The sequence below is a fragment of the Photorhabdus asymbiotica genome, assembly GCF_003634575.1.
Lineage (GTDB): Bacteria > Pseudomonadota > Gammaproteobacteria > Enterobacterales > Enterobacteriaceae > Photorhabdus > Photorhabdus asymbiotica.
Map to the genome: position 1 here is coordinate 766,794 of NZ_RBLJ01000002.1, position 26,816 is coordinate 793,609.

Genomic DNA, 26,816 nt, shown 5'->3' on the forward strand with positions numbered 1-26,816 from the left:
ACAGGCTAAGAAAGTGAATTATCACCAATATTACTCCGTTGATGTGGTCAACGGTCCCGGAACTCGCTGCACACTATTCGTCGCGGGATGCGAACACCAATGCCACGGTTGCTATAACAAAAACACCTGGCGAATTAACTCTGGCCACCCATTTACGCAAGAAATAGAAGACCATATTATTGCTGATTTACAGGATAACCGCATTAAACGACAAGGATTGTCACTGTCTGGAGGCGACCCTCTCCATCCACACAACATTCCTGCAATCCTAACATTAGTAAGACGGGTCAAAACAGAATGTCCTGGAAAAGATATTTGGCTCTGGACTGGCTATCTGTTAGATAACCTTAACGAAGCTCAGCAGGAAATTGTCAGTCATATTAACGTACTGGTGGATGGGAAATTCGTACAAGCTCTTCATGATCCCGGTTTACTATGGCGTGGCAGCTATAACCAGATTATTCATAAATTAAGATAATTTCATCGCTGCCAATAGATTTTCTTACCAAATCCCAGCGTGTTATCAGTCATTTTTATCTCTCTGAGATTCAGTTGCCAAATAGGCGTTTCAGCCGCCATTGCCACTGGAAAGCGGCGACAATAACGTACTCTGGCAACTTTATCTTTTTCACCCTCAAGACGAATGACTTCCCCTTTAAACTGAATCCCTTTTATCTGAGCAATATTTCGAATTTGTCCAGCAACAGTACCTGCAACCTGTGGGTTTATTTGCATCATTCTCCCATGCCGAGTATGGGATTCCGTCATAAACAAAAAGGCTACGTTATCGACATCGAAAATATAAAAACAACTCGCACACCAAATATCATCATCGGCGACGGTACAAAGCGTAAGGACATGTTGTCTTGCGAGGTATTGACGGATAAGTAGGAAGTTTTCAGTAGTATTCACACTCCCTCCGATAGGAGGATTTTATCTGCCTGGATACCCAGAACCACGCCCGGACAAATATTACCCCGCGGCGTGTTCTGACATCTCCTGACAGAATCAGGGTTCAGTATGCTCTACTATAAATTAGTTATAGATTTCAGCAACACCTGATAATTGGTTCTTACCACTAGCAGAGATAATACGGAAAGAAGATGCACCAGCTTTGTCAGCTTTTTTGGACAATTCGGTACTCAAGCTTTCCAAGGTATCAGCTCCAGTTACAGAAACCACACCAACTTTAGGAGATGAAGAAGATTGAACTTCAGTTGCCGCCATACTACCAAAAGAGATAGCACTTAAAGCTAAAACAGCAGCGATATATTTTACGTTTTTCATAATATGATCCTTAATCAATTTTTAACGGAATGAGTTACTCTCTGTGATGTGGATCATAGTATGCTCTAACGGCCAGAATAAAAATTAGCAATTATTGCTATTTATTTTCAAATTTTTTGAACAAATAGCGCTATATCTATGAAATTGATATGTAACAATTTTTAACAAAGTTGTTATATAATAATAACTTAAAATAAATTATTCCAAAAAATAATATAGAATGAGCACTTGAGTAAAACATAGATATCAAAAGTAAAAAATTAAGAAAAAAGTTATATGACTAAAAATCAGTGGGTTCTTTATTTGCTAAAAACGAGAACAGGAATGCTGTACACAGGAATAACGACAGATATCAACCGCCGTTTTGCGCAGCATGAAAATGGTAAAGGAGCAAAAGCGCTAAGAGGGAAAGGACCATTGCAACTGGTTTTCAGCAGTCATATCGGTGATAAAGCCAACGCCTCACGATTGGAATATCAGGTAAAACAGTTGAGTAAACAACAAAAAGAAAGGCTGGTCATTTGCCAGCCTATCTGTATAGCAGAATATTTAGCATCAATTCAGAAACGATTAAAAGGTGGAGAGTAAGTAACCAGGCCAGTATGGTCAGCCAAGAAGCTGTCAGCTAATTCGTATACCTGAAAATAGGGTTCAAATGCTGGCCACTGACTACGCAACTGATGTTGACTCGCAAGCATAAAACCAAACCGACGGTAATAACGAGGATCACCTAAAACAACGACTGCGCCATAGCCAAATTCATTCAGACTATCCAGACCTTCATAAACCAATCTTTCTCCAATCCCCTGCCTGCGATACTCTTCAGCAACTGCCAATGGTGCCAAACCGACCCACTGGTGATCCTCACCATTAATATCTACCGGACTGAATGCCACGTAACCGATTACCTGACCTTCGTCATCTGTGGCAACCATGCCTAGTGTCAACAATCCATCCTCTCGTAATTGCTGCACCAATTCCGCTTCTACCGGGGTATCAAACGATTTCCGTAATAACCGATCTATCCCGACTGCATCTACCGGAATCTCTACCCTAATCAACATGATAATCGCGCATGATCGTATTGATCCGCGCCCTCCAGGGGACCGATTTTAATATAAAACTTTAGTCCAGCCTCTTCTGCGATACACAAACAACGACGCAGAAAGGACGGAGTATCAGGGTCTTCTTTACGGGTAGCTATCAATACCAGACCATTGGTTTCGTTGCTAAGACCAATATTTTTCTGCTCACACTGACTGATAACCCAATGATTATCACGGACAGTAACAAACCAACGCAGATTGAGATCGCAGATTTTTCCTAACACAGCTCAGACTCCTTACTCGACAAAGTAATGTAGCTATTCTGCCAGAATACATCGGTATTTCTCCGATCCTACATCAAGAATCCAATGCAGAACCAGCTGTAAATTTTACCTTTCAGTTATTAAAGTAACATTTGCTTATAAACTGCTCTAAATCAAAACATCGCCCCTTTAATTCAATTAAAATTACTAATCATTATTACTTTATTCCGGTATTTTATATCGGGAAACTTTATCCCACAAAAAACCTATATGAGGAATAAAATCGTTGCAGATAACAGGGCCGATACCATCGATATCATTCTAAAGTAGGAGATCAAGGCCCGTTATTCTCTCAATCTTATAACAAAATAAAAACACAGATAAACATACAGTTACAAATAAAATTGTAAACATAAGTTGCATGTTAAGATCTAAATTTACACATCTTGATTATAGCGGATTGCAAATTTTTAGCTTAACGTATGACATCAGTCCATACGTATTCCTTACGGTTATTCTTAGGAATAATGCTAAAAGCACGTATAGATTTCATTAAGTATTGCTTCTGGATTTACTATCCTTAGGCTGTCATTTGTCACAAACGTATATTAGTTCGATCTTTATACAGTAAATAGGAATGGTATATGGAAAGCCAAGATATTTATTCAAAATCCATTGGTAAGAGGATAAAGCTATGGATGGATGAACGCTTCCCGCTACAAAACGCGCCACTTTTCTTTATCTTTTATATTATCAGCTATTCCGTAGCTTTTTATTCGATAGGGGAAAAGCCCGTTTTATCATGGGAAATCCTGCTCGGTTGCTTAATGTCCTTTTCTTATTTTTTACTATTACGGATATTTGATGAGCATAAAGATTATCAGTTGGATTGTGAACACCACCCACAGCGGATATTACAGCGAGGTATTATTACGCTGAAAAATCTACGGGTACTTGGTATCTGCTGTATTGCCCTGCAATTGGGAGGGAGTTTATTTTTAGATCAGGGAATTGGCTCAGTCACTTTTGCCTGGCTGTCAGTCTTTATTTGGACCTGTCTGATGGGGAAAGAATTCTTTATCAGTGAATGGTTAAACCAGCACCTCACTTGGTATGCCATTTCCCATATGTTGGTCATGCCACTCATTATCTGGTGGCTGGTTAACATCGCCAGTCCCAACCTCACACTCACTTTCCCAATATGGATTTTGATGGGGTTATGCTTTTTCTCTGGATTTAGTTTTGAAATTACACGCAAATGTAAAGGTCCAGATGAAGAACGCCCGGAAATACCGACCTATTCATCTATTTTCGGCAAAAAAGGGGCTGTCGCTATTATCGCGGCACTACTCACCATAATGTTAGTGTTACAAATTTGGCTCATTAACATCACCACTGATGACATAGCATTATGGGCAGTAATTATCTTGGTAGTTTGTTATGCATTGTGTCTGTGGCAATTGGGTAAATTTCTCCGCCACCCCACCATTCAAAATCGCAAACGCGATGAAGCTGTCGTGGGAATATTTATGGTTCTGGGTTATTCAGTTTGCGCTGCCAGTATTTTAATAAAGCTTGGGTTTGCTTAAGTATTGAAGGAAATATAGTTATGTTGCAAAAAAATATCCAATCATATGTGAGTAATATCTCAGATAATACCACAACTCATATAGAAAGCTGTGCACTGGGTTCAATTCCAGAATTATCACGTGACATATTCAGCAATAAACGCCAAGAGGTGTCTGCCGTTCATACAACAGCAGCCCAGGTAAAATTATTACCCCGCCGCCATCTTTATACATATACCGAGGAAGCCCGGCAAAAACGTCTGGATTATTTGGCAAAACATACCGGGCATGCATTGGAGCATGTAGCAAATACCCATCTGGACGCGACGAAACTAACAAAAACTCTTGAGGGATTTATTGGTTCAATAGAAATTCCTGTGGGGATCGCCGGCCCTCTCTTAATAAAGGGACAATACGCTCAAGGGGTATATTATGCACCACTTGCCACCACGGAAGCCGCTTTAATTGCATCGGTATCCCGTGGCTCCTCAGCCATTATGCAATCAGGGGGTACGACTGCCCGTATGCTCGGCCAACGCATGATACGAGCTCCCCGTTTTGAATTCTATAGCGTCTCACATAGCATGATGTTCAGTGATTGGATCAACGAACATATCAGCGAACTACGGTATGAAATTGGACGTCACTCCAAACATGCACAATTGATGGACATAAAACCACACATCATTGGACGCAGCGTCCATCTGCAATTTATCTACAATACTGCCGCGGCTGCCGGTCAAAACATGACCACCATCTGCACTTGGTATGCATGTCAATGGATACAACAACAGCTAGCTAAAATGGCGTTTATCCCACTGCGTCATTTTATGATCGATGGTAATACATCCAGCGATAAAAAAGTGTCTTATCAACCTTTCATCGAAGGACGTGGAACTCGTGTGGTGGCTGAGGTTTATCTAAATGCTGAATCCTGCCAGCAGATCTTGAGGGTCACTCCACAACAACTAGTCACGGCTTATCATCATGTCTGCGAGGGAGCCATCGCTTCAGGGATGGTCGGCATAAACATTAATGCAGCAAATGTTATTGCCGGGATGTTTACCGCTCTAGGTCAGGACATCGCCTGTGTACATGAATCGTCAGTCGCACATTTACACATGACATTAACTGCCGATAACCGCGTCTATTGCAGTATCACACTGCCTTCATTGATCGTAGGTACAGTCGGCGGTGGTACCTATTTGCCACATCAACGCGAATGCCTGAACATGTTGGGCTGTACCGATGAAAACGGTACTGCTCGCCTGGCTGAAATCATCGCTAGTTATTGCCTGGCCCTTGATATTTCAACACTATCAGCCATTGCTGCGGATGAGTTCGCTCAATCGCATGAAAAACTTAGCCGTAACCATCCAGCTCCCACCGGTGGCATTATTCCGCGTACCCCACAAGAGCTTGACCTGTCATTCTTCCAACAAGCAAATTTTAATCCGGTGTTACAAGGGGCGCACCCGACCACCATCAAACCCAAGTTTTCTGGGGATGATGGACACAGCATGCTGACACATTTGAGCTCAAACTATGCGGAACGTTTAATTGGTCTATTTCCCTTTGCGATGACCACATCCGCACAGAGTACTCTGCCAGTGATACTGAAGCTAAAACCATTGGGGAGTGAAGTCGTTAATATGGTCCTGGATATCGCCAAACACTGTTCCCCTGAGTTGTTTGCCGTTTTTCAGGATTTCGCGCATCAGCTTGAATTTAACCAAAGCCATACCCGCGAGCTAGCCATTATGAACCAGCGGGTTCCACGGCTCATGCGCTATATTCCAATTATCTATGGTGTGATTGAAAACGAAGCAACCGGAACCTATGCCCTGATTGAAGAATTACTTCACGATATGGTGTTAATGAACAATATTAATCTGGAAATACCTTGGGAACAGCATCACTTTGAAGCTGCCATCCGAGGAATTGCCGATGTTCACGCCATCTGGTTAGGGCAAGAAGAAGAGCTTATGTGGAAATTCCCACAACTGCAAATTTCGAACGCTGACACGGTTTCACAAACGAAACCTCTATGGCAAAAACTTGGCAATTTTGTTCACCAAGTGTTCCCGGATTTGTTGACCGCCGAGGAACACCAAGATTTCCAGCACTGGGTAGATAACTCAGCCATCTGGTGGCAAGAGATCGAACAGATGCCTCGGACACTGATCCATGGTGATTTCAACCCACGTAACATCGCTTTTCGACAGCAGGAAGAAGGATTACGTTTATGTGCCTGGGATTGGGAGTTGTCTACTTTACATCTGCCACAACGTGACCTTGTCGAACTATTAGCCTTTAGCTTAGACCACCAGCAAATCGATGCAAACAGTGTGGCCTATTATATTGAATTACACCGAATTGAACTTGAGCAAAAATCGGGAGTTTCTCTTGATCCGATAAATTGGCATCGCGGCTATGAGCTCGCGCTACGTGATTTCTGGATGAGAAGAATCCCGCTTTATATGATGGCACATAATGTTATTGGCTACCCATTTATGGAGCGCACGATGAAAACTATCCGATGGCTTATTTCATTAACGCGGAATCAATAGTAAATCGAATTAGGTTACTTAATTTACTCTTCCTCTAATAATAAAGGGTGCAGCAATAGCTTGTAATTCATGCGTATCTTATTGATCTATTAACCCACAAATATTATGTGCAAATAAGACCATGATATATATACGTGTACTATTGCTGCATTGGTGGAATAACATGAAATATCTCTATACTCAAGATAACGCTATTAAATTAGCGGAGCATTCCTTAGGTGGCAAAGCGGCTAATTTATTATGGCTGACACAAAATGGTTTTCCTGTGCCTAATTATTGGGTCATCAGCAGCGAGGTGCTAAACAGCTTATTAGCTAACGATACATTTGCGATCAACATCGTGGAACAGTTAGCCGCCGTGCCACATGATATCAGCCAGGAAAAACTCGACGCTATTGCCGCCCCTTTGCGCCAATGGTTAAAATCACTCCCTCTGCCTGAGGAATTAGAAGAAGAGCTGGCTCTATTGTCAGAGAATCACCCGGATACGTTTTTTGCTGTTCGCTCATCCGCTATTGGAGAGGACGCCGCCAATGCATCTTTTGCCGGGCAGATGGATAGCTACCTATTTCAGCGTGGCAAATCCGCACTTGCCGACAGTCTACGAGCTGTGATGGCTTCAGCCTTTAATACCCGCGCGTTACAATATCGCCTACACAAACGACTGCCGATGGGTAATATCCGTAGCGCAGTCATCATTCAGGACATGGTTGCCGGTGAAGTTTCTGGTGTCATGTTTACCGCACACCCAGTTACCGGCAGCAGGCAACATTACTTAATCTCATCCGCTTGGGGCACTGGGGAAGGCGTGGTTTCTGGTGAATGTGATACCGATGAGTTTTCGGTTCATCTCACCATGCCAAAGATCGAACACCATATCACACAAAAAGGAACAGCAAGTATCTTCGATACTGCTAACGGCAGCGGTACAGTGACAGTACCTGTTGCGGAGGAAAAACAGTGGGTGCCAACCTTATCCGATGATGAAATATATGCATTGCGGGATATTGGCAAAAAAATTGCGGCAGCACGTGGTTGCCCACAAGATATCGAGTGGACGGTTCAAGACCATCAAATATTTATTCTACAGACCCGGCCAATAACCAGATTACCCCGTCTGGATGATAAGAATGAACATCGTATTATCTTCGATAACTCTAATATTCAGGAATCTTATTGTGGAATAACAACGCCACTAACTTTCTCTTTTGCACGTGCTGGTTATGCCACTGTTTATGAACAGACAATACGTGCATTGGGTTGCTCAGATAAACAAGTTAATCAACATCGTTCCATGCTGGAAAATATGCTCGGCTTAATTAAAGGCCGGATCTATTACAACATCAACAATTGGTATAAAGGGCTATTATTACTCCCCTCTTTCCAAACTAATAAGAAAGATATGGAAAGAATGATGGGGCTGGAAGATCCCGTCGATTTCATTGAAGATAAAGAGCTTTCATTAGGCGATAAAATAAAAAGACTGCCCAAAATGGGGTGGGCACTGCTGCGATTGCTATATGCTTTCAGAACGATGGATCAACGAGTAGAGTTGTTTTTAGCACAGTTTAAACAGCATGCCGCTGCTATAAAACGAACAGAACTGCATACCTGCAACAGCGGCCAACTGATCGAGAAATTAAAATATCTAGATGAGTACCTGCTACGACGCTGGACGACGCCAATTCTGAATGACTTCTACGTAATGATGTTTAATGGCCGGGTACACCGGGGGCTAGCTGCTGCTGGCATAGAAAACCCGACGGCATTATTGGGTGATCTCCTCTCAGGGGATGAAGATATTGAAAGTACCCAACCGACCAAGGTACTGTTAAGGATGTGCCAATATGCGCGCCAGCGTCCTGAATTATGCACCCTGCTAACGAACGGCGATGCACGTACTTTGCTAACCCAAGTACGCCAGCTTGATGAACCATTCTACCAACAGTGCATTGATTATATTGAAAAATATGGCGATCGTACTATGGGTGAACTGAAGCTGGAAACCATTACACTAAAACAAGATCCCAGTTTTCTGTTTCTGATAATAAAAAACTACCTTGCTATCGATAACCTCACACCAGAGACGTTATCCAGCCGGGAAAGAAAATTGCGTACTCAGGCAGAAAATACCGCATTTCAGCAAATACGCGAGCGACTTGGCTCCAAACGTATGGGCACCTTTAAAAAGAATTTGCAGAAATTGCGCCAGGCAATACGCCACCGGGAAAATATGCGCTTCACCCGGACGCGTATGTTTGGGCTATACCGGGATATTTTCATACAACTTGGTCAGGCATATGCACTAGAAGGACTCCTTGCTGAACCCCGCGATATTTTCTATCTGACGCTAGAAGAGATCTACAGCGGCTACGAAGGGACAACAGTACAAACCCAACTTAAGCCTTTAGTTGCTATACGCAAACAAGAATATGCCAGCTACGAAACAGAGGATGAACCTGCTCACCACTTTTTCACTAGAGGTTCACTATATCAACAACAAGATTACAGTTACCCCTACCAAGAGCAACAACTCCCGACCGATAGCAGCGTGCTGCAAGGCATAGGTTGTTACCCAGGGCAAGTTGAAACGACTATCCGCTTGATTAAAAACCCACAGGATGAAATGTCATTGGCAGGGCAGATCCTTTGTACCGTGCGTACCGATCCTGGCTGGGCTCCATTATTCCCTACAGCAGGCGGATTATTAATCGAGCGCGGTTCCACACTCTCACACTCCGCCGTTGTCGCTCGTGAACTTGGGATACCCGCAATTGTCGGTATTCCCGCCATTACACAAATTTTGAAAGATGGCGATCGAGTACGCATGGATGGCGCAACAGGGAGCGTTATCCGCTTGCACGACACCACAACAGAAGAGCTGACACCAAGGAGTGAACATGTCTGACATATTCATGGGAGAATGGTCTCCGACCAATCCACTGCCTAAAGGCTTTCTTGAGCTTCCATCAATCATTTACCGCGATTGGCCGCTTTGGCCTGGTGAAGATCAGGAAAAGATACAACAGCAGTTCAGCCTGACCAATCCTTGGTTTAATCACAGTAAAGCTTGGATTGGTTGTATTCCAGGGAAAACCCGTCTTGCCGGCTTTTTGGTGCCTCATAGCGTTGATGGACAACCTGCCGCATTCTTCGGCTTTTGGGAAACCGATCATGACCTGGCAAGCAACACCATGCTGTTTAGCGCCCTGGAACAATGGGCTAAGGAAAATGGTGCGCGCGCGCTCTACGGGCCAATCAACTTTTCAACCTTCGGGCATTATCGTGTCCGGCTTGATCATTTTGATGTCCCTCCCTTTGAGCATGAACCTTATAATCCTCCTTATTATTCCCTGTTATTAGAAGGGTTGGGATTTGGTACCCGTTACCGCTATACCTCGTTATTCAATGACACCCGAGCAATAGCAAACAACTTTCGACAAGATTATCTACGCGCACAAAAACTCCCTGATCCCCAAGCAACATTACTGCCGTTAACACCGGAATTATGGATGCAGGAACAAGTTAGGCTCTATTCTTTTATTGACTCGGTATTTGGCGAGAATTTCGCTTATACCACGCCATCCTGGCCAACGTTTCAACAATATTGTGGTGAGGAATTTATTAAACCGTTTTGTCGCTATCCTGCGTCATTCCTGGCTAAAACCACCAGCGGCGAGATTGCTGGGTTAATTCTTAGTCTATCGGTCCTGCAAGAAGGTCAACCCGCAATCGGATTGTTGAAAACTGTGGCCGTCGCACCGCAATACAGAGGCAGCCGGCTGTATAACACGCTATATGACTCATTTGAGCGGAGCGCCAGCCGCGTTCATCCCCGTTTAGGGGGCGCTCTGATGCGTGAAGATAACAAATCATTAAAGACCGCAGAACGGCTCTTCAGTACCCCTACTTCCACCAAACATCAATATGCGCTTTATTACAGGAGGATCGCATGACAAATATTTGTCAGCCAATTGTCGATGCAGCCCAAAAACATCCTGAACATTTAGCCCTGCAAGCGCCACATCCACTGGATAACGGCTGTAGTTTAAGTTTTCGGGACTTCTTTTCTCATGCGTCCCATTTCCAGAGTCTGTTAACTCAAGCTGGATTCGTGGCCGGTGATCGCTTGTTAGTCATTGTTCAGCCTGGCCTGATACTTTACCCATTACTTATCGCCATTTTAGGATTGGGACTCGTTCCGGTTATGCTTGAGCGCGGGCTTTCTAAAAAGCAATTTAGAAAGATACTGCGTCACAGTAAATTATCAGCAGTGATCACCCAACCTACATTAGGAAAATTCTGGTTTCTGATCCCCGAACTGTGGCGACTGCGTCGTTTTGTCATTGGACAACGTATCTGGGGCATGAAAGTGCTGGAAACCCCCAGCCAACATTTACCGCTAAATAGTTTTATCTGCCGTGATTTACCACCTGATACGACAGGGTTAATTACCTTTACCTCGGGTTCCACCGGCATGCCCAAAGGTGCAAACCGCACCCATGACAGCCTGTTAGCACAACTTTACGCTATAAAGGCGCTTTTTCCCGAAGAAAAGAATGAGATTGACCTGCACAGTTTTCCCGTTATGGTGCTGCATTCATTGTGCTGCGGTAACGGCAGTATTCTGCCAAACTTTGACTTTGCCCATCCCGCAACCGTCGATCCGCAAAAAATCGTTAAGCAATTGCAAGATAAAGGCATCACATGTCTCAGCGGTGCCCCTGCCTATATGAACAAGGTCACTAACTATGCCAGAAACAACAAGTTGTCATTCCCCAATGTACGGACGGTTATCGTAGGTGGTGCGCCTGCCAACAAGTCACTGCTCGAAAACTGTCTGGCCGTTTTCCCACATGCACGGCATTTAGTCGTCTATGGCTCTACCGAAGTCGAACCAATCAGTACAGTCGAAATGTCAATTCAGTTAAACCAATGGGCAACACATGATGGCTATCTGGTCGGAAAACCGGTTACACAAGCAGAAATATGTATCCGGGAGATAACCACCAATCCCCAGCAAATTACTCCACTCACCACCGGTAATGTCGGTGAAATCCTGGTTGCTGGACCTCATGTACTTAAAGACTATATTGATAATCCTCAAGCAACGAAAGAAAACAAACTTCCACGAAAACAGGGAGGTATCTGGCACTGTACCGGTGACGTTGGCTACATAGACGCCACAGAACAACTTTGGTTGCTTGGGCGGGTAAAAGACAAAGTAGTGTTAGATGATGGGCGAATTATCCATCCCTATATGGTAGAAAAAAGAATCAATGAACTCCCCGATGTCACTCGGAGCGCATTCGTGTTGCATCCTTTGGGAGGAGCCGCTCTAATACTGGAAAGCACTACCACACCGGCAGATTTACCCGTCATTTTAGACGAACTGAATATTACGTTAGTTACCCGTCTTTATTATATCAATCCTATCCCTGTCGACATTCGTCATAACAGCAAAATAAACCGCATTGAGCTGATAAATATGCTCAGGAAAGGCCAATTATCCTCCATTGCATACAAGGAAAAATTATGAACAATAATCATTTTATTATCCAATTAAACAAAGCAGACTATATTACTATTGGTGGAGCGGTATTTAGCGCTCTGGCTGTAGCCGCAGCGTTACAACATTGGTATTACTTAGCTATTGCGTTTTTATATCTTGCCATGCTTGGTGACGCGCTCGATGGCATTCTCGCCAGAAATTTAGATATTGTTCGCCCGTTTGGTCGTTATCTTGATGGATTTATGGATCAACTTATTTACTTGATCTCTCCAGCCATTATTCTCTACCTTTCCGGTTATCAATCTTGGTATTCCCTGTTCATTATCTTAATGATAATTAGCGGTTGTCTGCGATTATCTGTATTTAATGAAGTCGGGAATATTCAGAATGAAAATCAGCTCTCCTATCTTGGTATGCCTGTATTCTGGAGCTTATTTATTATCAGTGGTTACGCTTTGGTAAACCTGGTAATCGAGCCGTGGTTAAGCCATTTCTTACTGACATTAGCGCTCCTTACATTCAGTATCGCCATGCTATGGGATCGCCCGTTTTATAAGTTCAAGAGTCTCAATACTATCATCAGTACAACACTTGCAGGGTTTGTTTTATTTACCGGTCTTCATTTCTGGAGTCTTTATGCTCAATAGTTTTTATCACGGATGGATTCTAATGATCCCCATCATCCTTGGTGGCTGTTTACATATGGTGATTGTGACGAAAAACTATTTTGCCCGCTGGGCTATCCCAATACATCAACGTTATTTCGGCCGTAACAAAACCTGGCGCGGTTTTATTACTGTACCCATCGTTACCGCGCTATCTTCACTATTGTGGTTAGTTCTCGACACCGGAACACAAGACACGACTATTCCCCAGACTATTTCCTCCTGCTTATTTACCGGTTTTCTGGCAGGTTTCGGCTATGTTATTTTCGAACTACCAAACTCCTGGCTAAAAAGGAGGCTCGGCGCACCACCGGGGCAACACCCAGAGAAAAATAAACGATTGTTTATTTTATTCGATCAACTTGATTCCGCTATTGGTGTCACAATAACCTATTTTATTTATCTTAATCTTACTTATATCGATGCACTTTTCTTTTTCCTCTGTTTTTTAATCAGTGCCTTTGTTGTTAAAAATATACTATTTTTGCTTTCGCTGAAGAAAACGAGATTTTAGGTAGGAAACTCGACGTAAATACCGCAGCAAAACAGCTGCGGTTTCGCAGCTTATATAATAAAATTCAATTATATGAAAAATAGAAATATACCCTTCATCCTTCAAGTTGCTGCTTTGTTGGCTGCTTTCACACACCCCAGTCACATAGTTATCTATGCTCCTGGGGATGCGTTCACTTGCCGTCGCGCTGCAACTCGAAATCTATTGGGTATATAGAATTATTACCTAAATATTTTACGCAAATAATAAGTTATTTTCCTGAATTCACCATTTCGAACCATCCCGATCATAATTCCTAGTAGCATATAAACCACACCAAGGATCAGCATCATAGCAATATCTCCCAAAATATTCTGTAATGACAGCCCCATCTGGTTAATACCGGCAATCGCTTTTGTCGCCCAAGTAGAGGGTAAAGCAAAAGAGATGGCTCTTACCCAATCAGGCATCGCTTGTACAGGCCAAATTGTGCCGGAAATATAGAACACAGGCGTTGTCAGAAGAGCGATCGTCAAATAGATCATTTCTACACTGCGCATACATTCTGTCACCAATTTCCCCAATCCGAGTACTGCCAACATAAACAGGAAAGTCAGCATTAATAACAGCGGAATTGACGCTTCCTGTCGATATCCCAACACCCACGGCCAAAGCACGAAAAATATGATGGAGAGAAAAATCCAAATTGGTAATAACGCCGACAATGCTCCCAAGTAGACAGGTAATGGAGGTTTACCTTTCGGCGTTCCTCGCATCGTAATACTGACCCGCACACAAGATATCAACAATGAATGTTGTAATAACATCACCAACAAACCGGGAAAAACAATTGCAGCAAAACTAACACCTGGGTTAAATAACCCAACCGTTTCACTACGAATTGGCATCAGTAATAATTTTGTCTGCTCTGGACTGAAACCATATTTCAGTAATAATTTGTTGTTATATTCATTCAACAGTTGCCGGTGAGCAAAGGTCAACTCTTGCTGAATTTGCCCATTGGCAAGACGACTCGTTGCATCTCCATAAATCGGGAAAGTAATATTTTTTCCATTAAGGATATTTTTCTCCAGATCCGCCGGTATGATAATGATCGCGAAAATTTCACGTAATAGTAGATCGTGACGAGCATCAGCCAAATTGTCATAGCTGTGGACAGCAATTTTAGCCGTGGAATTAAGCTGACGTATTAGAGCACGACTGGCAAAGCTGTGATCCTGATCGATCACGGCAACGGGCAGATCCCATACTGTTGGCCGGACATACACCAGACTCATTAGACACAGGGAAGCCAACATTAACATCCACATGGGTTTTTCCAGCATCCCCATTAGCACCCGACGGAAAGTTTGCCAATACATTCGCATTATTCACCGCCTTGTAGCAGGCTAAGTCGTTTCAATAACCGATTGCGCACAAGCAGGGAGCAAATGAGCGGGTAGATCAGTAACAAGGCACAAACAGATAAGATACCCAGTAAAGAAACTTCACGCAGAAAAATATCAAACATCGCATTCAAAGCATGCGTCAAAGGCTCGATATTAGCAATTATCCTCGCCGGTAATATCATTGATAATTCTGGTACTGACATACCTGAAAAGGTCATCGCGATACTCACTAGTACCCCAATAAGGCTATAAGCAGTCAGTGTGCTATTGGTGAAAGTAAACAGTAGCAGGCCAATACTTTGAGCAGCAATGACATAGAAGAAACCCACTATCACCATATATATTGGATTACCATTCACTTTTGCATCAAATACGCCGATCAGCGCCGCCAGTTCTACAATCAACAAAAGAGTAAAAAACAAGGTATAAGGTGCCAGTTTTCCCAGTAGAGCACAGGTAAACGGCTTCATTGTCATCAGCATATTGCCACGTGCCATGCTATAAATCGTGCAGGTTACGACAAAAAGCTGTAACAAATGGATTGTGGCCGCAAACTGCTGATAATAGATGTAACTACCGCTGGCGTTAAAAAGACTGTCATAAACGAGCGTAACATTAGCTAACGGAGGTAACTGATGACCCATTTCTGTCGCCAATATGGAACGATACTTCGTATTAATCTCCGCCATTACTCCACTGAAATCCTGAATAGAATAACTTCCCGCGCCATAAAACAACGCGTTGTAATACATACGCACTGTTGGCTGGTACCCCCGGAGAGCATCAGCCTCAAAATCATTCGGGATATAAAGCAGAGAGTAATCCTTAGCATTACCAAGCCGCTCAAGAGATTCCTGCAATCCACCATCGTAGGATTTAATTTGCGCATGAGAAGCTGCATCCAAGTTACGGATCAGAGTACGTGACAATGAACTATGATCATTATCTACCACCGATACTGGCAGATTGAGCAACGTCCCTTCTGAGAAATTAGCGCTGATCAGCACAAATAGCATCAAAGGGAATAGCCAGCTTAGCCAGTGAAAAACCGGACTACGAATCGTAGCCCGAATTTCTTGACTAAAAGCGCGTTCGAAACTACGCCATGCAACCTTGCTCCGCATCCGTTACCTACTCATCCCAATGCCATAAAGCACTCATACCAGGACGTAAACCTTCAATAGGCTGTACAGGATACAAACGAACTTCAAAAGTTCTTAAGTCGAAATCACCAGTCGCACGAGTTGCGCGTTTAGTCGCATAATCTCCCATCGAGGAGATATAACGAACTTCTGCTTCAATTTCTTTATCACCTAATGCCGGAACACAGAGTTTGACTTTATCCCCTTTGCGCACTTTGGCCAGAATATCTTCCCTCAGGTTATAAACAAAATAAGCTTCTGGTACACGGACTAACGTCACCAGCGGGCTATTGGCATTAAATAATTCCCCGACTTCTGCCGGAATCGGCCCAACTTCACCCGCTACAGGCGCTTTAACCAGCAAATCATCACTTTGGGTCTGTAATTCAATCAGTTGTTGTTCAGCCTGACGTAGAGCGGCTTCATATTTCTGACGTATTTCAATCCTGTCACCATGCATACCCTCATCCAATGCAGCTTTTGCTCCTTGCATTTTCTGATAGGCAACATCCCTGCTTCTACGGGCATTATCCAGTTCATTTGGTGAAACATAGCCTTTAGATGCTATGTTCTGGATACGGTTGTACTCGCGCATCGCATTATCATATTCGGCCTGAGCTTGCGCCAGACCGGCTTCCAAATTCCGGATACTTTCTTCACGAGTACCATGGAGAGACTGCTCTAACTGGGCTTTAGCCTGATCACGGGCAGCTTCCAGTGAGGCCACCTGAGCCAGTAATTCAGGATTTTCAAGCGTAATCAACAACTGACCCGCCTTAACATCATCCCCTCGTTCTACATGGCGCGCGATCACCCGACCTTTGGCTTTAGATGCCACAATCACTTCCGGCGCATCAACTTCACCTTGCAACAATAAGTATTGGTTATGAGAACGGAATAACACAGCCATTGCTGTGAGCAAAATAACCAATAAGATCGTAAAAAGTGTTCTTTTTTTCATTATGCCTTACACACCCAAAATCGCCCGGCCTGAAACTAATAGCATAGTCTCGCATTGTTTTACGGAAAATTTCTTATATGTTTGTGCGTATAATCACTGACAGAAAGGAAAAATTTTTACCATAGTGGAATGGTTTATAGCTCTTGTCAAATATTGCTCTACTTAAACCAAATTGTTAATAATATTATTAACAATTTCTATACACTGGTAACATTAATAATCTTCCCAGAAAGCCTATGTACGAATTTAACCTCGTGTTGTTATTACTACAGCAGATGTGTGTCTATCTAGTCATCGCCTGGCTACTCAGTAAAACGCCGCTATTTATTCCACTCTTACAGGTCACAGTGCGCTTACCTCACAAGTTACTATGCTACGTCATTTTCTCTATTTTCTGCATTATGGGGACTTACTTTGGTCTACATGTAGGTGATTCCATTGCCAATACTCGTGCTATTGGTGCCATCCTTGGCGGGTTGTTGGGTGGGCCTAGCGTTGGCATGCTGGTTGGATTAACAGGTGGACTACACCGTTATTCTCTTGGTGGGATGACCGCTTTTAGCTGCATGATATCGACTATTGTCGAAGGTTTGATCGGTGGAATTATTCACAGCTACCTAATAAAACGCGGTCAAATAAACCGACTAATTAATCCCTGGACAGCTGCTATCGTAACGTTCTGTGCTGAAATAATGCAAATGGGAATTTTACTACTACTTGCTCGCCCATATAGTGAAGCATTAGCGTTGGTAAAAAATATCGCCTCTCCAATGATTGTCACCAATAGTATCGGCTCAGCAATGTTCATACGTATTCTGCTCGACCGGCGCGCTATATTTGAAAAATACACCAGTGCATTTTCTGCTCAGGCACTCAAGATCGCCGTCTATACTGAAGGTATTCTGCGGAAAGGATTTAATGAAAATAACAGCATGCGAGTAGCAAAAGTTATTTATCAGCAATTGGAAATCGGCGCAGTTGCCATTACAGATAGGGAAAAACTACTGGCGTTTATTGGTATCGGTTCAGATCATCATCTTCCCGGAACACCTATCGCCTCAGCTCTATCCCGTCGGGCAATTGAAAATAACGAGGTCGTTTATGCCGACGGCAATGAAATACCTTACCGCTGCTCAATCAACCCAACCTGCAAACTGGGTTCCACCTTGGTTATTCCACTACGGGGAGAAAATCAACAAGTGATCGGAACGATTAAACTTTACGAGGCTAAAAATCGTTTGTTCAGCTCGATCAACCGGACTCTTGGGGAAGGTATTGCCAGCCTGTTATCTGCCCAAATCCTCGCCGGACAATATGAACGTAATAAACAATCACTGCTCCAATCAGAAATTAAGTTGCTTCACGCGCAAGTGAACCCTCACTTTTTATTCAATGCCCTAAATACCCTGCAAGCCGTAATCCGCCGGGACAGTAATCAAGCTTGTCAGTTAGTACAATATCTCTCAACTTTCTTCCGTAAGAACCTGAAACGATCAGAAGAAATTGTCAGCCTGACTGATGAAATCGAACATGTGAATGCTTACCTACAAATTGAGAAAGCCCGATTCCGTGATCATCTGCAAATGCGTATTGAACTACCTGATTCTCTACTTGATGCCAGACTCCCTGCTTTTTCTCTCCAGCCGATAGTAGAAAATGCCATCAAACACGGCACATCACAATTACTGGAAACCGGCAAAATTACTATCCGAGCCCACCAGCAAGATCAATTGCTGATAATGGAAGTAGAAGATAATGCCGGTCTTTATAAACCAGTTTCCATGGGAGATGGATTAGGAATGAGTCTGGTGGATAAACGACTGCGACTTCGCTATGGTGAAAATTATGGTGTGCAAATAGATTGCCAGCCAGAACAATTCACCCGCGTAACTTTATGTTTACCACTAGAATACAGAGGCTGATAAAACTGTGTGAATATGAATATATTAATTGTTGATGACGAACCACTAGCGCGAGAGAACCTGCGCTGTTTACTAGAAGAAGAACAAGATATCCAAATCATTGGCGAATGCGCCAACGCCATTGAAGCTATTGGTGCGATCCATCGCCTGAAGCCAGATGTTGTGTTTCTAGATATCCAGATGCCACGTATTACCGGATTAGAAATGGTCGGGATGCTCGATCCAGAGCATCGCCCCGATATTGTTTTCCTGACGGCATTTGATGAATACGCAATACAAGCGTTTGAAGAACACGCATTCGACTATTTATTAAAACCACCGGAAAAAAACCGCCTAACCAAAACCTTACAACGATTACGTCAAGGGCATCAGAAACAAAATATTTCCATCCTGAAAGCAGAAGAACCACTAAAATATATACCATGCACTGGCTATAGTCGCATATGGCTTGTTCAACTGGATGAAATACTTTATGTTACCTCCCGTCCTAGTGGAGTTTACGTTATGTGTACCAATGGCCAAGAAGGATTTACTGAACTGACACTTCGTACACTGGAAACTCGTACATCACTGATGAGAAATCATCGTCAATATCTGGTTAATATGACCCATCTGCGCGAAATCCTATTTGGTGATCACGGACAGGCTGAACTGATTTTACGTAATGGTAAAACTATTCCTATTAGCCGTCGCTACCTAAAGCCATTGAAAGAGGCGTTAGGATTAAAATAATAAGTGATATCCATCACATTTTCAGCAGGTTAGTCAATTTTTGCTAACCACTTACCTGCTGAATCTAACCACTCAACCCACCATACAACCACTCACTCAGACACTCCCCTATTACTTCCTTTACCTGTGACAAGATTGAGTAAAAACTTACCGATCTCAGGAGAAGAGAAATGCAACACGCTCTTACATTTGTTATTGCGACGTTGTGTATCCTGGTCATCTGCTACCGCTTGTATGGTGTATTTTTCGTTAAGAAGGTACTGAAAGCCGATGACAATGAGGTTACACCTTCGCATTTACTGGAAGATGGCAAAAATTATGTACCTACAAAGAAATGGGTCAATTTCGGCAGTCACTTCGCTGCAATTGCTGCGGCCGGCCCGTTGGTTGGCCCCGTATTAGCAGCTCAATACGGTTATCTGCCCAGCATGTTATGGCTATTAATCGGCTGTGTCATTGGTGGTGCAGTACACGATACCGTTATTCTGTTCGCTTCAATGAAACATAGCGGTAAATCCCTGTCAGAAGTTACCAAAGCAGAGCTTGGTCCGATTGCTGGATGGTGTACAGGTCTTGCAATGCTATTCATCATCACTATCACCATGTCAGGTCTCTGCATGGTGGTAGTTCACGCTTTGGAACGTAACCCCTGGGGTACATTTGCAGTATTTATGACCATTCCGGTAGCGATTGGTGTCGGTCTGTGGGAACGCTTTACCGGTAATATGCGCGGTGCAACCTGGGTAGGTATTATCACCATTATGGTATGCGTGATCGCCGGCCCTTACATTCAGACATCCTCTTTCGGTGAATGGTTGAGTTTGCGTACATCAACCGTCAGCATGGCACTGCCAATCTACGCATTCTTCGCAACTGCTCTGCCTGTATGGATGCTACTAACTCCACGTGGCTATCTTTCCAGCTTTATGAAAATCGGGGTATTCGGTGCGCTGGTTGTGGGCGTGATCTTTATTAACCCAGAGATACAATTCCCGGCAGTCACTGAATTTATTCATGGCAATGGCCCTGTGCTGGCAGGTCCGGTATGGCCATTTATCTCTATCACTATTGCTTGTGGCGCAATCTCTGGTTTCCACGCATTTATCGGCTCTGGTACAACTCCTAAACAGATCGATAAATGGAGTGATATCTTGCCAGTTGGCTTCGGTGCAATGCTAGCAGAATGTGTCGTTGGTGTAATGGCCCTGATCGCTGCCACTTCCCTGTATCCTGCTGACTACTTCGCGATTAATGCCTCTCCAGAAGTCTTTGCCACATTGGGTATGGACGTTGTTCACCTACCAACGCTAAGTCAAGAAATCGGCCTCGATCTGAATGGCCGTACTGGTGGCGCAGTAACACTAGCAGTAGGTATGGCAGATATATTCACTCGTATCCCTTGGTTTAACCAGTTAACGTCCTATTTCTTCCAGTTCGTTGTCATGTTCGAAGCAGTATTCATCCTGACAGCCGTTGATTCCGGTACGCGTGTTGCCCGTTACCTACTGCAAGATTTCCTGGGCGATATCTGGGCACCGCTAAAACGCATCGACTGGTTACCGGGTTCCATTGGTTGCAGCATCATTGCTTGTTTACTATGGGGCTACCTACTGAATTCCGGCGACATCAACTCAGTCTGGGCACTATTCGGGGTATCCAATCAACTGATGGCATCTATCGGCCTGATGATTGGTGCAACAGTTATCCTACGCCTGTCTGAAAAACGCTGGTATATGTTGACCTGTCTGATCCCATTAGCTTATCTGTATGTTACTGTGAACTATGCTGCTTACTGGATGGTGAAGCACGTTTATTTCAACTCCACAGCAAAAGGTTTCAACATTTTTAATGGCACTATCTCAATTGCGATGGTTATCCTTGGTGCCGTAATTCTGGCTGCTTCTATTATGCAATGGCTGAAACTATGGCACGCGCGTAGTGCCAGCAATCCAATTAACGCTCTAAATAATTGATCTATTTCTATAGATCAAAAACGGCTCCTGTAAAAAGGAGCCGTTTTATCATTTAAATATCAGTCAATTACTGCGCGTTACTATTGCTATAACGGCGGCGTGGGGCAGCAGATGGGCCATGGTCATCACTACGACCACGGAAATTGCTACGGCTTTGGCCTTCACCACCACGACGTTCACCACTGAAGCGACGACCACCACCATTGAAGCTTTCACGATCACGACGAGGAGCATTGCCATTACCGTTACGTCCTCCACCACGACGTTCGCGACGTTCAAATGGCTGTGCATCACCCATTAACTGCATATTCATTGGCTTATTCAGAATACGGGTACGGGTAAAGTGGGATAACAAATCACCTGGCATACCTTTTGGCAATTCAATCGTAGAATGTGTTGCAAACAGTTTAATATTACCAATATAACGGCTGCTGATATCACCTTCATTAGCAATTGCACCAACGATATGACGAACTTCAACACCATCATCGCGGCCCACTTCAATACGGTACAGTTCCATTTCCCCAACATCACGACGTTCACGGCGAGGACGATCACCTCGTTCGCCGCGATCATCAAAGCCATTACGACGACGATCATCACGTTCGTTGAACTCACGGCGAGGGCGACGAACCGGATCTGGTGGTAGAATCAACGGACGTTCACCCTGCGCCATTTTCAATAATGCTGCAGCCAGAGTTTCTATATCCAGATCTTCCGCAGGTTGCAATTTGGACAACAGAGCACGGTACTGATCCAGATCGCTACTTTCCAATTGCTGTTGTACATTAGCTGCAAATTTTTCCAGGCGACGCTGACTCAACAACTCAGCATTTGGCAGTTCAACTTCCGGGATAGTCAGCTTCATTGTACGTTCAACATTACGTAACAAGCGGCGCTCACGGTTTTCTACAAACAATAACGCACGACCAGCACGTCCCGCACGACCAGTACGACCAATACGGTGAACATAAGATTCTGCATCCATTGGAATATCATAGTTAACAACCAAGCTGATACGCTCTACATCCAAGCCACGCGCAGCAACATCAGTTGCAATCAAAATATCCAAACGACCATCTTTCAAGCGTTCCAGAGTCTGTTCACGCAGTGCCTGGTTCATGTCGCCATTCAAAGCGGCGCTGTTGTAACCATTACGCTCCAGTGCTTCAGCCACTTCCAGGGTTGCGTTTTTAGTACGCACAAAAATAATCGCAGCATCAAAATCTTCAGCTTCAAGGAAACGCACTAGTGCTTCATTTTTACGCATACCGTAAACAGACCAGTAACTCTGGCTAATATCAGGACGAGTAGTTACGCTCGCTTGAATACGTACTTCCTGTGGGTCGTTCATAAAACGGCGAGTAATACGGCGGATAGCTTCCGGCATAGTTGCAGAGAACAACGCAGTTTGGTGCTCCGCAGGGATTTGACTCATGATGTTTTCAACATCTTCGATAAAGCCCATACGCAGCATTTCGTCAGCTTCATCCAAAACCAAACCGCTCAGATTAGACAGATCCAAAGTACCACGCTTCAGATGGTCCAGGAGACGGCCTGGTGTACCCACAACAATTTGTGGCCCCTGACGCAAAGCACGTAATTGAACGTCATAACGTTGTCCACCATACAGTGCAACAACATTTACGTTACGCATATGCTTAGAAAAATCTGCGCATGCTTCAGCTACCTGTACCGCCAGTTCACGGGTCGGTGCCAGCACAAGGATCTGCGGAGCTTTCAGCTCAGCATTAATATTATGCAATAAGGGCAAGCTAAACGCCGCAGTTTTACCACTGCCAGTCTGTGCCATACCCAGCACATCACGGCCGTTTAATAAGTGAGGAATACATTGTTGCTGAATTGGAGATGGCTTTTCATAGCCAAGATCTTCCAGTGCAGAAAGAATAGGTGCTGATAAACCCAGATCAGCAAAAGAGATTTCAGTCTCAGTGGTCATGTAATGGTGCCTCATTAGTTATGGCGGCCAGTCTACATAACGCATCGAAAAGAATTTCGGTCATTTTCATTTAAAATGTGAACTGGCTCAAAGTATTTAATTAAACGAACAAATAAGCCCTCATCGGTCAAGATGATGGACTTTGTTAATCGATCTCGAAAAATGTTCGTCAGCTATTGCTGGTCCGATTCTGATAGGTCGTCTTGTTCCTGGCCTAACAGCGCCAACTCCAACAATGCATAGCGGTGCTCAACAAAGTTATGTGCATTATTAGCTACCGTCAGTTTGAATAACGCAGATGCGCTATCCTTGTCCCCCAGACTTAGGTAATGCTTACCTAAATAGAAGTCAGTTTCACTGAGATGCTCAGCGAGCGAAGTGTTATCCGTTGCATTCTCTTTTAAGCGATCCATCAATGTATATTCACTGATTTTACCTAAGTAGAATTCAACTATATTCCAGCCCCATTGCCCCCGGTTCGCTTTTTCGTAGTGTTGCGACAAATTTACCATCGCTCCTTTAGGATAAAATTCTTTTTCCACTAGGTACAACCACAACGAACGAAAAGGATCATTTGGATCGTCTTGATAAAACGCCTGCAGATCATCCTGCGCTAACTTATACCGGCCACCGTAATACAACGCGATGCCACGGTTCAGACGCGCGTAATTGTAAGTTGGATCAAGCTCTAATACAGAATCAAACGCTTCATAGGCGGCATCAAAATTGCCAGCCTGCGTAAAGTAAATCCCGAGATAATTAAAAATCTCGGGAATATTCGGGCGAATAGATAAGGCAGTAGAAAAATCATTCCGTGCCAAAGCTCTCAGCCCGAGACTATCATACAGCACACCTCTCTCATATAAAAGCTGTGCGTACTCATCTTCTGTCAATGACCGACTCGCAAGAATCTGTTCCATACGAGCCAGAATGACTTCCTGCTGCAATGAAGGTTGTAACGGAATAGCAAAAACTTCGTTTTTACGCCAATCCTTGCTGCTGCATCCTGTTAAAATAAGTATTGCCACAGCATAACACCAGCGCAGAAAAAAATTCATTTCCTACTCCCGAAAGTCAGACATTGATAAGAATGCCCTATCACCCATATTGCATTTATTGGGCCTCCTGCCCTTGAGTCTATTAAACGGCGCTCTTTTACAAGACACCGTTTATAGCATCAAATTTATTCTGCTGATTGTGGTGCCTGTACTTCCTCAACAGTTGTACCCACTATTGCTTCTTTAATGCTCAAACGAACACGGCCTTGGCGATCAACTTCTAGTACTTTAACTGATACTTCCTGACCAACCTGCAAATAATCAGCCACTTTCTCAACACGTTTATCAGCAATCTGAGAAATATGTACTAAACCTTCTTTACCACCACCGATAGCAACAAACGCACCGAAATCAACAATACGGGTTACTTTACCAGTGTAAACACGACCAACTTCGATCTCCGCAGTAATTTCTTCAATACGACTGATTGCATGTTTCGCTTTTTCGCCATCAGTTGCAGCAATCTTCACTGTACCATCATCTTCAATTTCAATAGTAGTACCGGTTTCTTCAGTCAATGCACGGATAACTGAGCCACCTTTACCGATAACATCTTTGATTTTGTCAGGATTAATTTTAATAGTGTGAATGCGTGGTGCAAATTCAGAAATATCATTACGTGGGCAATTAATCGCTTGCTCCATTACACTCAGAATATGCAAACGTGCACCTTTTGCCTGATTTAGAGCAACTTGCATAATTTCACGAGTGATACCTTCAATTTTGATATCCATTTGCAGCGCGCTAACACCTTCACGGCTACCCGCTACTTTAAAGTCCATATCTCCCAAATGATCTTCATCACCCAGAATGTCAGACAGAACAACAAAATTGTCCCCTTCTTTCACCAGCCCCATTGCAATACCAGCAACAGCAGCTTTAATCGGCACACCTGCGTCCATCAATGCAAGAGATGCACCACAAACAGATGCCATTGAAGATGAGCCGTTTGATTCAGTAATTTCAGAAACTACACGAACAGTATATGGGAATTCATTAGCTTTTGGCATGACTGCCAATACACCGCGTTTGGCCAGACGGCCATGACCAATTTCACGACGTTTTGGAGAACCAATCATACCTGTTTCACCAACAGAGTATGGAGGGAAATTGTAATGCAACAGGAAGCGATCTGTACGTTCACCCATCAGCTCATCAATGATTTGTGCATCACGCTCTGTACCCAAAGTCGCAGTAACCAAAGCCTGAGTTTCACCACGAGTAAACAGCGCAGAACCGTGGGTACGAGGCAGAACACCAGTACGTACATCCAACGCACGAACCATATCCTTTTCACGACCATCAATACGTGGTTCACCACGCAAGACACGACTGCGAACAACATTTTTCTCTAAGTTACCCAAAATCTCATGGATTTCGGCTTCATCCAGCGCTTCATCCTGTTCCAGCAATGCTGCTATAACTTCATCTTTGATAACATCAACTTGAGCATAACGCTCTTGCTTCTCAGTGATACGATAAGCATCACCCAGACGGCTTTCGGCCAATGCAGCGACACGATCATGTAATTCTTGGTTAATAGGCTCTGGCGCCCAATCCCATTTTTCCTTGCCCGCTTCCGCAACCAACGCATTAATGTTATCAATAACCACCTGTTGTTGATCATGACCAAACACCACTGCGCCAAGCATTTGCTCTTCAGTTAACAGATCTGCTTCAGATTCAACCATCAGTACAGCGCCAGCAGTACCTGAAACCACTAGATCTAAACGGCTATTTTTCAGCTCATCACTGGTTGGGTTCAGTACATATTGATCATTAATATAACCAACACGAGCAGCACCAATTGGGCCATTGAATGGAATGCCAGAAAGTGCCAATGCGGCAGAAGCACCAATCATTGCAACAATATCAGGGTTAACTTGTGGATTAACAGAAACAACAGTTGCTACGATCTGAACCTCGTTCAGGAAGCCTTCTGGGAATAAAGGTCGCAAAGGACGATCAATCAAACGAGCTACCAGCGTTTCACCTTCGCCGGGACGGCCCTCACGGCGGAAAAAACTACCTGGAACACGGCCAGCAGCGTAAGTACGCTCCTGATAATTAACAGTCAGTGGGAAAAAATCCTGACCAGCTTTTACTTTTTTCTGACCAACAACAGTGACGAATACAGCCGTGTCATCCATATTTACCATAACAGCAGCTGTGGCCTGGCGAGCCATCATACCCGTTTCGATAGCGATGGTATGTTGGCCATATTGAAATTTACGAACAATCGGACTCAGCAAAAT

Annotated in this window: 24 protein-coding genes; 12 read left to right on the forward strand and 12 right to left on the reverse strand. The window is 43.8% G+C overall.

Annotation, left to right across the window (positions count from 1 at the left end):
- Positions 1 to 13 precede the first annotated feature (13 nt).
- Complete coding sequence (gene nrdG, locus BDD30_RS10280; RefSeq protein WP_015836079.1) at positions 14 to 478, forward strand: anaerobic ribonucleoside-triphosphate reductase-activating protein; 465 nt, start codon at positions 14 to 16, stop codon at positions 476 to 478.
- 2 nt (positions 479 to 480) lie between these two features.
- Here nrdG and BDD30_RS10285 read toward each other — a convergent pair whose 3' ends face one another.
- Together BDD30_RS10285 and bhsA are read right to left on the reverse strand one after the other, a co-directional pair.
- A complete protein-coding gene (locus BDD30_RS10285; protein ID WP_015836080.1) occupies positions 481 to 912 on the reverse strand; it encodes a YhbP family protein in 432 nt (143 codons plus the stop codon).
- 123 nt (positions 913 to 1,035) lie between these two features.
- Positions 1,036 to 1,287 carry a multiple stress resistance protein BhsA gene (gene bhsA / locus BDD30_RS10290; RefSeq protein ID WP_015836081.1) on the reverse strand — a complete coding sequence of 84 codons (252 nt, stop codon included), beginning with the start codon at positions 1,285 to 1,287 and terminating at the stop codon, positions 1,036 to 1,038.
- 276 nt (positions 1,288 to 1,563) lie between these two features.
- Here bhsA and BDD30_RS10295 point away from each other — a divergent pair, with 276 nt between their 5' ends.
- Positions 1,564 to 1,875: a GIY-YIG nuclease family protein gene (locus BDD30_RS10295; protein ID WP_015836082.1), complete on the forward strand. Its 312-nt coding sequence runs from the start codon at positions 1,564 to 1,566 to the stop codon at positions 1,873 to 1,875.
- On the opposite strand, the gene BDD30_RS10300 is transcribed toward BDD30_RS10295, so the two are convergent.
- Both BDD30_RS10300 and BDD30_RS10305 read right to left on the reverse strand, forming a co-directional pair.
- Entirely contained in the window at positions 1,848 to 2,351 is a 504-nt protein-coding gene (locus BDD30_RS10300; RefSeq protein ID WP_015836083.1) for a GNAT family N-acetyltransferase, read from the reverse strand. The genes BDD30_RS10295 and BDD30_RS10300 overlap by 28 nt on opposite strands.
- Positions 2,345 to 2,617, reverse strand: a complete 273-nt coding sequence (locus tag BDD30_RS10305; RefSeq protein ID WP_015836084.1) for a putative lipid carrier protein yhbt — start codon at positions 2,615 to 2,617, stop codon at positions 2,345 to 2,347. The genes BDD30_RS10300 and BDD30_RS10305 overlap by 7 nt, the downstream gene beginning before the upstream one ends.
- Positions 2,618 to 3,240: 623 nt before the next feature.
- On the opposite strand from BDD30_RS10305, the gene BDD30_RS10310 reads away from it, so the two are divergent.
- From BDD30_RS10310 to BDD30_RS10340, 7 genes are all read left to right on the forward strand, one after another.
- Positions 3,241 to 4,185, forward strand: coding sequence for a prenyltransferase (locus BDD30_RS10310; protein ID WP_015836085.1), 945 nt, complete (start codon positions 3,241 to 3,243; stop codon positions 4,183 to 4,185).
- 20 nt (positions 4,186 to 4,205) lie between these two features.
- Positions 4,206 to 6,734 carry a phosphotransferase gene (locus BDD30_RS10315; protein ID WP_015836086.1) on the forward strand — a complete coding sequence of 843 codons (2,529 nt, stop codon included), beginning with the start codon at positions 4,206 to 4,208 and terminating at the stop codon, positions 6,732 to 6,734.
- Between the two features lie 163 nt (positions 6,735 to 6,897).
- Positions 6,898 to 9,642: a phosphoenolpyruvate synthase gene (locus tag BDD30_RS10320; RefSeq protein WP_231849156.1), complete on the forward strand. Its 2,745-nt coding sequence runs from the start codon at positions 6,898 to 6,900 to the stop codon at positions 9,640 to 9,642.
- Positions 9,635 to 10,690 (forward strand): hypothetical protein, encoded by a 1,056-nt coding sequence (locus BDD30_RS10325; RefSeq protein ID WP_015836088.1) that lies wholly within the window; start codon positions 9,635 to 9,637, stop codon positions 10,688 to 10,690. Before BDD30_RS10320 ends, BDD30_RS10325 begins: the two co-directional genes overlap by 8 nt.
- Entirely contained in the window at positions 10,687 to 12,273 is a 1,587-nt protein-coding gene (locus BDD30_RS10330) for a fatty acid CoA ligase family protein (protein ID WP_015836089.1), read from the forward strand. The genes BDD30_RS10325 and BDD30_RS10330 overlap by 4 nt, the downstream gene beginning before the upstream one ends.
- Complete coding sequence (locus BDD30_RS10335; protein ID WP_015836090.1) at positions 12,270 to 12,893, forward strand: CDP-alcohol phosphatidyltransferase family protein; 624 nt, start codon at positions 12,270 to 12,272, stop codon at positions 12,891 to 12,893. Before BDD30_RS10330 ends, BDD30_RS10335 begins: the two co-directional genes overlap by 4 nt.
- The gene (locus BDD30_RS10340; RefSeq protein ID WP_015836091.1) at positions 12,883 to 13,425 is read left to right on the forward strand and encodes a CDP-archaeol synthase; all 543 of its coding nucleotides are present in this window, start codon (positions 12,883 to 12,885) and stop codon (positions 13,423 to 13,425) included. Before BDD30_RS10335 ends, BDD30_RS10340 begins: the two co-directional genes overlap by 11 nt.
- On the opposite strand, the gene BDD30_RS23145 is transcribed toward BDD30_RS10340, so the two are convergent.
- The 4 genes from BDD30_RS23145 to BDD30_RS10355 form a co-directional block, all read right to left on the reverse strand.
- Positions 13,390 to 13,569, reverse strand: coding sequence for a hypothetical protein (locus tag BDD30_RS23145; protein WP_147408131.1), 180 nt, complete (start codon positions 13,567 to 13,569; stop codon positions 13,390 to 13,392). The genes BDD30_RS10340 and BDD30_RS23145 overlap by 36 nt on opposite strands.
- Positions 13,570 to 13,646: 77 nt before the next feature.
- Positions 13,647 to 14,792 carry an ABC transporter permease gene (locus tag BDD30_RS10345; RefSeq protein ID WP_015836093.1) on the reverse strand — a complete coding sequence of 382 codons (1,146 nt, stop codon included), beginning with the start codon at positions 14,790 to 14,792 and terminating at the stop codon, positions 13,647 to 13,649.
- Positions 14,792 to 15,937 (reverse strand): ABC transporter permease, encoded by a 1,146-nt coding sequence (locus tag BDD30_RS10350; protein ID WP_015836094.1) that lies wholly within the window; start codon positions 15,935 to 15,937, stop codon positions 14,792 to 14,794. Before BDD30_RS10350 ends, BDD30_RS10345 begins: the two co-directional genes overlap by 1 nt.
- A 7-nt stretch (positions 15,938 to 15,944) precedes the next feature.
- Positions 15,945 to 16,916, reverse strand: coding sequence for an HlyD family secretion protein (locus tag BDD30_RS10355; protein ID WP_015836095.1), 972 nt, complete (start codon positions 16,914 to 16,916; stop codon positions 15,945 to 15,947).
- Positions 16,917 to 17,152: 236 nt separating this feature from the next.
- Here BDD30_RS10355 and BDD30_RS10360 point away from each other — a divergent pair, with 236 nt between their 5' ends.
- From BDD30_RS10360 to BDD30_RS10370, 3 genes are all read left to right on the forward strand, one after another.
- Positions 17,153 to 18,838, forward strand: coding sequence for a sensor histidine kinase (locus tag BDD30_RS10360; RefSeq protein ID WP_015836096.1), 1,686 nt, complete (start codon positions 17,153 to 17,155; stop codon positions 18,836 to 18,838).
- A gap of 15 nt (positions 18,839 to 18,853) precedes the next feature.
- Entirely contained in the window at positions 18,854 to 19,570 is a 717-nt protein-coding gene (gene btsR, locus BDD30_RS10365; protein WP_041382510.1) for a two-component system response regulator BtsR, read from the forward strand.
- 170 nt (positions 19,571 to 19,740) lie between these two features.
- Complete coding sequence (locus tag BDD30_RS10370) at positions 19,741 to 21,543, forward strand: carbon starvation CstA family protein (protein ID WP_015836098.1); 1,803 nt, start codon at positions 19,741 to 19,743, stop codon at positions 21,541 to 21,543.
- Between the two features lie 67 nt (positions 21,544 to 21,610).
- Here the strand turns inward: BDD30_RS10370 and BDD30_RS10375 are convergent, their stop codons facing one another.
- The 4 genes from BDD30_RS10375 to pnp form a co-directional block, all read right to left on the reverse strand.
- Positions 21,611 to 23,503, reverse strand: coding sequence for a DEAD/DEAH family ATP-dependent RNA helicase (locus BDD30_RS10375; RefSeq protein ID WP_041382513.1), 1,893 nt, complete (start codon positions 23,501 to 23,503; stop codon positions 21,611 to 21,613).
- Positions 23,493 to 23,573, reverse strand: coding sequence for a protein YrbN (gene yrbN, locus BDD30_RS25030; protein ID WP_110882688.1), 81 nt, complete (start codon positions 23,571 to 23,573; stop codon positions 23,493 to 23,495). Before yrbN ends, BDD30_RS10375 begins: the two co-directional genes overlap by 11 nt.
- Positions 23,574 to 23,676: 103 nt before the next feature.
- Entirely contained in the window at positions 23,677 to 24,561 is an 885-nt protein-coding gene (gene nlpI / locus BDD30_RS10385; RefSeq protein WP_015836100.1) for a lipoprotein NlpI, read from the reverse strand.
- A 125-nt stretch (positions 24,562 to 24,686) separates the two neighbouring features.
- The gene (gene pnp, locus BDD30_RS10390; protein ID WP_015836101.1) at positions 24,687 to 26,813 is read right to left on the reverse strand and encodes a polyribonucleotide nucleotidyltransferase; all 2,127 of its coding nucleotides are present in this window, start codon (positions 26,811 to 26,813) and stop codon (positions 24,687 to 24,689) included.
- Positions 26,814 to 26,816 lie beyond the last annotated feature (3 nt).

Bases quoted from the DNA above. Each gene is read 5' to 3' on its own strand.
- BDD30_RS10355 (WP_015836095.1), bottom strand. From the start codon at position 16,916: ATGAAAAAAAGAACACTTTTTACGATCTTATTGGTTATTTTGCTCACA.
- btsR (WP_041382510.1), top strand. From the start codon at position 18,854: ATGAATATATTAATTGTTGATGACGAACCACTAGCGCGAGAGAACCTG.
- yrbN (WP_110882688.1), bottom strand. From the start codon at position 23,573: ATGAAAATGACCGAAATTCTTTTCGATGCGTTATGTAGACTGGCCGCC.
- nlpI (WP_015836100.1), bottom strand. From the start codon at position 24,561: ATGAATTTTTTTCTGCGCTGGTGTTATGCTGTGGCAATACTTATTTTA.
- bhsA (WP_015836081.1), bottom strand. From the start codon at position 1,287: ATGAAAAACGTAAAATATATCGCTGCTGTTTTAGCTTTAAGTGCTATC.
- BDD30_RS10310 (WP_015836085.1), top strand. From the start codon at position 3,241: ATGGAAAGCCAAGATATTTATTCAAAATCCATTGGTAAGAGGATAAAG.
- BDD30_RS10295 (WP_015836082.1), top strand. From the start codon at position 1,564: ATGACTAAAAATCAGTGGGTTCTTTATTTGCTAAAAACGAGAACAGGA.
- BDD30_RS10350 (WP_015836094.1), bottom strand. From the start codon at position 15,937: ATGCGGAGCAAGGTTGCATGGCGTAGTTTCGAACGCGCTTTTAGTCAA.
- BDD30_RS10330 (WP_015836089.1), top strand. From the start codon at position 10,687: ATGACAAATATTTGTCAGCCAATTGTCGATGCAGCCCAAAAACATCCT.
- BDD30_RS10340 (WP_015836091.1), top strand. From the start codon at position 12,883: ATGCTCAATAGTTTTTATCACGGATGGATTCTAATGATCCCCATCATC.
- BDD30_RS10335 (WP_015836090.1), top strand. From the start codon at position 12,270: ATGAACAATAATCATTTTATTATCCAATTAAACAAAGCAGACTATATT.
- BDD30_RS10370 (WP_015836098.1), top strand. From the start codon at position 19,741: ATGCAACACGCTCTTACATTTGTTATTGCGACGTTGTGTATCCTGGTC.
- BDD30_RS10360 (WP_015836096.1), top strand. From the start codon at position 17,153: ATGTACGAATTTAACCTCGTGTTGTTATTACTACAGCAGATGTGTGTC.
- BDD30_RS10325 (WP_015836088.1), top strand. From the start codon at position 9,635: ATGTCTGACATATTCATGGGAGAATGGTCTCCGACCAATCCACTGCCT.
- BDD30_RS10375 (WP_041382513.1), bottom strand. From the start codon at position 23,503: ATGACCACTGAGACTGAAATCTCTTTTGCTGATCTGGGTTTATCAGCA.
- BDD30_RS10315 (WP_015836086.1), top strand. From the start codon at position 4,206: ATGTTGCAAAAAAATATCCAATCATATGTGAGTAATATCTCAGATAAT.
- BDD30_RS10345 (WP_015836093.1), bottom strand. From the start codon at position 14,792: ATGCGAATGTATTGGCAAACTTTCCGTCGGGTGCTAATGGGGATGCTG.
- BDD30_RS10300 (WP_015836083.1), bottom strand. From the start codon at position 2,351: ATGTTGATTAGGGTAGAGATTCCGGTAGATGCAGTCGGGATAGATCGG.
- BDD30_RS10320 (WP_231849156.1), top strand. From the start codon at position 6,898: ATGAAATATCTCTATACTCAAGATAACGCTATTAAATTAGCGGAGCAT.